The sequence below is a fragment of the Mycobacterium sp. genome, assembly GCF_032162605.1.
Taxonomy (GTDB): Bacteria; Actinomycetota; Actinomycetes; order Mycobacteriales; family Mycobacteriaceae; genus Mycobacterium.
The window spans coordinates 1-5,280 of record NZ_JAVROT010000099.1 but is presented as its reverse complement, the minus strand read 5'-3'; the positions used below and the strand labels follow the sequence as shown (position 1 = coordinate 5,280).

Sequence of the window (5,280 nt, the reverse complement as noted above, 5' to 3'; positions counted from 1 at the left end):
CGGGACCGTCGATTGCGTTGGCGAAGACGATGCGCGACACGCTCGTCTCTTCTGGCCTGACGGAGTCGACGTACGTCGGTTCCGACGGCCTGTACGGGCGTTCGGACCTGGCCGGCCTCAACCTCGCCGACTACCCGGCGGTGTTGATCGAACTCGGCAACATGCGCAATGCGGGTGACGCGACCCAGATGACGAGCGAGCAGGGTCGTGCGGCATACGCCAACGCGGTCGCGAAGGGGATCGCGGCGTACCTGCGACCCTGAGCACGCGTGTCACCTTGGCCCCATCGTCCACGATCACCCGCGAAGCGCTCACGCCGGGTCGAACCGGAACACCGCCAATCGTCCTGCCAGCGAATCGAATTCATCGGGGGTGCCGTCGACGACGAGACGACTGCGCTTCGCGAACCCGACGCCGACCGGTACCTTCACGGCGAACGCCCGCAGGACGGGCCGGGATTCGTCGGAGGACAGCTCGACGATCCTGACCCGCCGCGACCGGCGGCCGCGGGCGAGTGTGCCCACCCCGGCGGCGCGGGCATTGGCGGCCCAGTCGGCATGGGGATAGCCTGCGACTGTGTAGAGCCCACCGTCGTGGTCGAACGGTGTCATCGGCGTGCTGCGCGGCCGGCCGGACTTGCGTCCGGGCACGGTGAGCACCATCGACGGTCCCGCCGGGACGCCGAGCTTCTGTACGGCGATCATCACCTTGTTCATCGGCTTGAGCCAGCGGGGTGGTCGCGGGTTGGCATTCTCGGACATGTTCTGTCTCCCTTACGATTCAGTGAAGAGATGGCGGTGTTCGGACACCCACTGCGCGAACGTGCACGCCGGACGGTCGAGGATCTTCTCGACGTCGTGGGTCACCAACGCGGGCCGGTCGATCGTCTCGGCCAAGAGCGCCATGTAGGCGTCGGCGAACTCAGCGGAGAAGCCGATGCCCTGGAAGCGTTGCCGCACCACGTCTTCTGGGGCTTCCAGGTATGTCAGCTCGCGGCCGAGGACGGTGCCGATAGCGTCGACGAGCTGCGTGTTGGTCAGAGACTGTGGGCCGGTCAGCGGAATCCGCTGGCCGATCAGGTCGTCGGTGAGCAGTGCTCGGGCGGCGACGGCGGAGATGTCACGGTCGGCGATGGGTGCGGTGGACGCCGATGCGTACGGTCCACCAACGACGTCACCGCCACGGAGCTGGGGTGCCCACATGCCCCCGAAATTGGATGCGAACACGCTGGGACGCAGGCTGACCCACTCCAATCCCGAGTCGACGGCGAGTTGCTCGACTTCGGTGTTGCGGTCGCCCCGGAACCGGGACGGCTGGCGGGAGAAGTCGTCGTCGGCGTTGATCGCCGAGAGGGCGACGAGGCGTCTGACTCCTGCGTCGTGCGCCGCGGCGACCGTCGCGGTCAGCTCTTCGCCGAGCGCCCTCGAGTTGAGGAACACCGCCGCGGCGCCCGGCAGTGCGGCGCTCGCCGAGTCGAACGGTGTGACACCGGGCGGGAAGTCGGAGAGGTCGGGCCGGCGGGTGACGGCTCGTACCTCGATCCCCGCTTCGGCGAGTTCGGTGACCAGTGGTCGGCCGACGTTTCCGGTCGCTCCGGTGACGACGATGGCGGTGGGTGTGGTCATGTCCTGCTCCTTCACGAGGTGGGGTACCTGCAATCAAGGACGGGTCGTGGCGCCGAAAAGTTACGAACGCGCCGTGTAACTTTTCCCGCCGCTGGTTCGTCCTACTTGCATGACACCTTCTCCCGACGTGAACGGCGAGATCACTTCCGCGTGGCGAGACCACCGGCCCTACCTGGTGAACCTGGCCTACCAGATGCTCGGAGACGTCGGGGAGTCTGAGGACGTGGCGCAGGAGGCGTTCCTGCGGTTGTCGCGTGCGGATCCGACGGGCATCGACGACGTCCGCGGGTGGCTGACCGTCGTGGCGGGGCGGTTGTGCCTGGATCAGCTCAGATCTGCGCGGGTGCGTCTCGAGACCAGGTTGTTGCCCGAGTACGACTCGACGGTGGACGACGGTGCTCTGGGGCGTGATCCGGCCGACCGGGTCACTCTCGACGACGAGGTCGGCATCGCACTGATGCACGTGCTGCGACAGCTCAGTCCGGGCGAGCGCGTGGCTTTCGTACTGCACGACGTGTTCGCCGTCCCGTTCGACGAGATCGCCGAGACGGTGGGTCGGCCCGCGGGCACCTGTCGTCAGCTCGCACGACGGGCGCGGGCGAAGATCGCCGACGCGGCGCCCCGGTCGGTGGTCCCGGCCACGGCCGAACACCAGCTCGTCACCGAGTCGTTCATCACCGCCTGTGCCAACGGCGATTTGGAGGCACTGACGGCGCTACTCGATCCGACCGTGTGGGGCGTCGGCACGGTACTCACCGAACCCGCCCCGCCGCAGCAGGTCAACCACGGGCCACACGACGTCGCCGTCAACCTGATGCGCTACCTGAGTCCACGGACGACGGTGGTGTGCGGTCCTCCCGGCGAGCCCGTGCTGCTGGCGTTCGACCACGGTCGATTGTTCGCCATCGTGGTGCTGACCATCCGCGACTCCCTGGTGGTGAAGATCGAGGCCACCGCGGACCCGTCGGCCCGTCAGCCGTAGGTGAACGAGAATGCCTGCAGTCCCTTGCTCAGGCTGACGTCGACGTGACCGGCGCCGTCGTCGTCGCCCGCGACGACCTGCCGCATGTTCGGGGCGCCGCTGACCGGGATCACGGTCGTCTTGCCGTCTCGGGTGACGGTGACGTTGCCCGTGCCGCCCACCACCAGGTAGACGTTCTCGGCGTGGTAATTCAGAGCGATGGTGGCCCCGTCGTCCACGGCGGTGACGCCCTGGTAGTCCAGCGCCCACCGGCCCTTCAGTGCGAACGAGTCGTCGGCCAGCTGGGCAGGCAGGTCGAACGTGGCCTCGCCCTGGTCATACACGCCTTGACCGCCGTAGTTCGCGACCTTGCCGACGCTGAAGTACGTCTCGGGGGTCAGCGTCGACGTCGGGGTCGTATCGGCGTCCTGTGTCGCGGGCGGTAGATCGACGCCCTTGTTGGCGTCCGCGAGCAGTTGGCGGATCAGGTTTTCCGTGACGTCGTAGTCACCTTCGCCGAACTTGACGTGCCGGACGGTGCCCTTGGCGTCGATGAGATATTCGGCGGGCCAGTAGCGGTTGCGGTAGTTGGTCCAAGTGGCCAGGCTGTTGTCGAGTGCGATCGGGTACTCGATGTTCAGGTCTGCGGCCCCGCTCGCGACGTTGGTGTCGACCTTCTCGAACCCGTACTCGGGGGAGTGCACCCCGATGACCTCGAACCCCTTGTCCTTGTACGCGTCGTACCAGCCGACGACGTGCGGGATGGCGCGTTGGCAGTTGATGCAGGAGTAGGCCCAGAAGTCGATGAGAACGACCTTGCCGCGCAACGACTTCAGGTCGATGGGGGCGCCGTCGGGGGTGTTGAGCCACTTCGTGATGCCCAAGATGTCCGGTGCCGTGCCGCAACTCTCGAGTTCCCTGCGGCCGTCGGAGCAGTTCGACAGTTGCGCGTTCTGGTCGTTGACGAGGCCACCGAGGTTCAGCTTCTGGATCTGCTCCTCCCCGCCGGCCTTCTCCTGCAGAGTGCTGGTGTAGTCAGGGATGGCGCGCTGCAGCACGGCGGGCAGGTTGAACACGAGTGCCACCGCCAGGAGGATCGTCACCACGCCCGCGATGACGCGGATCTGGCGCTGGCGGCTGCGGAACGCAGCGACGCGTTCGGCGACCCGGCGGCCGGCGAGCGCGAAGAACAGCAGTGGCAAGGCGGCGCCGACGGCGAAGGACAGCGTCAGCGCCACCGTGTTGAACCCGATGGTGCCGGTGGCGCCGGCGACGACGATCGCGGCCAGCACGGGACCGGCGCACGGTACGTACAGCACGCCGAGGGCGAGTCCGAGGCCGAAGCCGTTCTTGCCGGTTCCGAACTGTTTCTGCGGCAAGCGGGAGAACGGCTTCTCGAGCAGCGCTTCGAATTGCGGGAAGATCAGCCCGAGACCGATGGCCACCAGGGCGACGAGGGCCACCCAGCGGGCGGCGTCCTGCGGAAGGTGCAGCAGTGACAACAGGGCCGACCCGAGAAGCGTCACGACACTGAAGCTCAGTACCAGGCCGGCGATGACCAGGTAGGGCCTCAGTGTTTGGGACCGGGTCGGTTTCGCCTCGGTGGCAACCCCGCCGCCACCGTCGCTATCGCGCACACTCTGCGTGCCGGAGAAGAAGATGACTGGCAGCACGGGCAGGATGCACGGCGAGATGCCGGTGATCAAGCCGCCGATGAAGCCGATCGCGATCAGTGTGAACATGTGCATTCAAAACGCGCGCCGCGTCGAGTCAATTCATGGGACATGAGAAGCATTACCTGTCAACCGGATTCGTGGAGGAACGGTGGTGAGACGACAAGGCGGCGCGGGGCATGACCGTCGTGTCGGTGAAGAGTGCCAGGTTACATCGCCGCCGTTGAGGGTGTCGACGAGGTTCACGTCTGGGTCAACCTTCAAACGGGGGTATGGGGCATGGACGGCGTCCCACCGCAGTACGGGGGTTGTGCCGCGGGACGCCGCCCATGGGTTCGGTTGCGCCGCTTACTACTTGGCTGGCGGCATCAAAACGGTGTCGACCATGTAGACGGTCGCGTTGGCGGTATGGACGCCACCGCAGACCAGGCCGGACTGGTCGAACTTCAGGGCCTCGCCCGCGCCGGTGACGGTCACCTCGCCGCCCTCGACCGTCTCGTGCTTGCCCGCGACCTGAGCGGGGCTCAGCTGGCCGGGGATCACGTGATAGGTGAGGATGCCCGTCAGCAAAGGGGCGTCGGTCTTCAGCTTCTCCAGGGTCGCCGCGTCGATCTTGGAGAACGCATCGTCAGTCGGTGCGAGCACGGTGAATTCGCCACCGTTGAGGGTGTCGACCAGGTTCACGCCAGGGTTCAGTTTGCCGGAGACGGCGGCGGTCAGCGTCGTCAGAATCGGGTTGTTAGACGCGGCGGTCGCGACCGGGTCCTGCGCCATGCCCGTCACCGAGCCGGGTCCTTCGGGCACCTTCTCGGAATAACCGGCGCAACCCGTGCCCACCAGGTCGGTGGCTGGGTCTGCGGCGGCGGTCATGGCCGGCGCCGCCGTCATGGCCGGTGCGCTCGACGAACTGGAGGCCTCGGTGGAGGTGCCGCTGGAACACGCGGAGGTTCCCAGGACGGCGACTGCGGTCAGGCCTGCGGCCGCAAATGCCCTGCGGTGAGCTGAGTTCATGACGTGATCA

Annotated in this window: 6 protein-coding genes; 2 read left to right on the top strand and 4 right to left on the bottom strand. The window is 67.0% G+C overall.

The window, feature by feature from the left end; genetic code table 11:
• The coding region (locus QOI01_RS06010) for an N-acetylmuramoyl-L-alanine amidase family protein (RefSeq protein WP_526379271.1) at positions 1–263 on the top strand (263 nt) is incomplete at its 5' end.
• 48 nt (positions 264–311) lie between these two features.
• Here QOI01_RS06010 and QOI01_RS06005 read toward each other — a convergent pair.
• The gene (locus QOI01_RS06005) at positions 312–761 is read right to left on the bottom strand and encodes a nitroreductase family deazaflavin-dependent oxidoreductase (RefSeq protein WP_526379270.1); all 450 of its coding nucleotides are present in this window, start codon (positions 759–761) and stop codon (positions 312–314) included.
• A 12-nt stretch (positions 762–773) separates the two neighbouring features.
• Positions 774–1,625: an NAD(P)H-binding protein gene (locus QOI01_RS06000; protein ID WP_526379269.1), complete on the bottom strand. Its 852-nt coding sequence runs from the start codon at positions 1,623–1,625 to the stop codon at positions 774–776.
• A 109-nt stretch (positions 1,626–1,734) separates the two neighbouring features.
• Here QOI01_RS06000 and sigI point away from each other — a divergent pair, with 109 nt between their 5' ends.
• Complete coding sequence (sigI, locus tag QOI01_RS05995; protein WP_526379268.1) at positions 1,735–2,607, top strand: RNA polymerase sigma factor SigI; 873 nt, start codon at positions 1,735–1,737, stop codon at positions 2,605–2,607.
• Here the strand turns inward: sigI and QOI01_RS05990 are convergent.
• Both QOI01_RS05990 and QOI01_RS05985 read right to left on the bottom strand, forming a co-directional pair.
• Positions 2,598–4,328 carry a cytochrome c biogenesis protein DipZ gene (locus QOI01_RS05990; protein ID WP_526379267.1) on the bottom strand — a complete coding sequence of 577 codons (1,731 nt, stop codon included), beginning with the start codon at positions 4,326–4,328 and terminating at the stop codon, positions 2,598–2,600. The two genes, sigI and QOI01_RS05990, sit on opposite strands and share 10 nt — an antisense overlap.
• Before the next feature lie 282 nt (positions 4,329–4,610).
• Positions 4,611–5,270, bottom strand: coding sequence for a fasciclin domain-containing protein (locus QOI01_RS05985; RefSeq protein ID WP_526379272.1), 660 nt, complete (start codon positions 5,268–5,270; stop codon positions 4,611–4,613).
• Positions 5,271–5,280 lie beyond the last annotated feature (10 nt).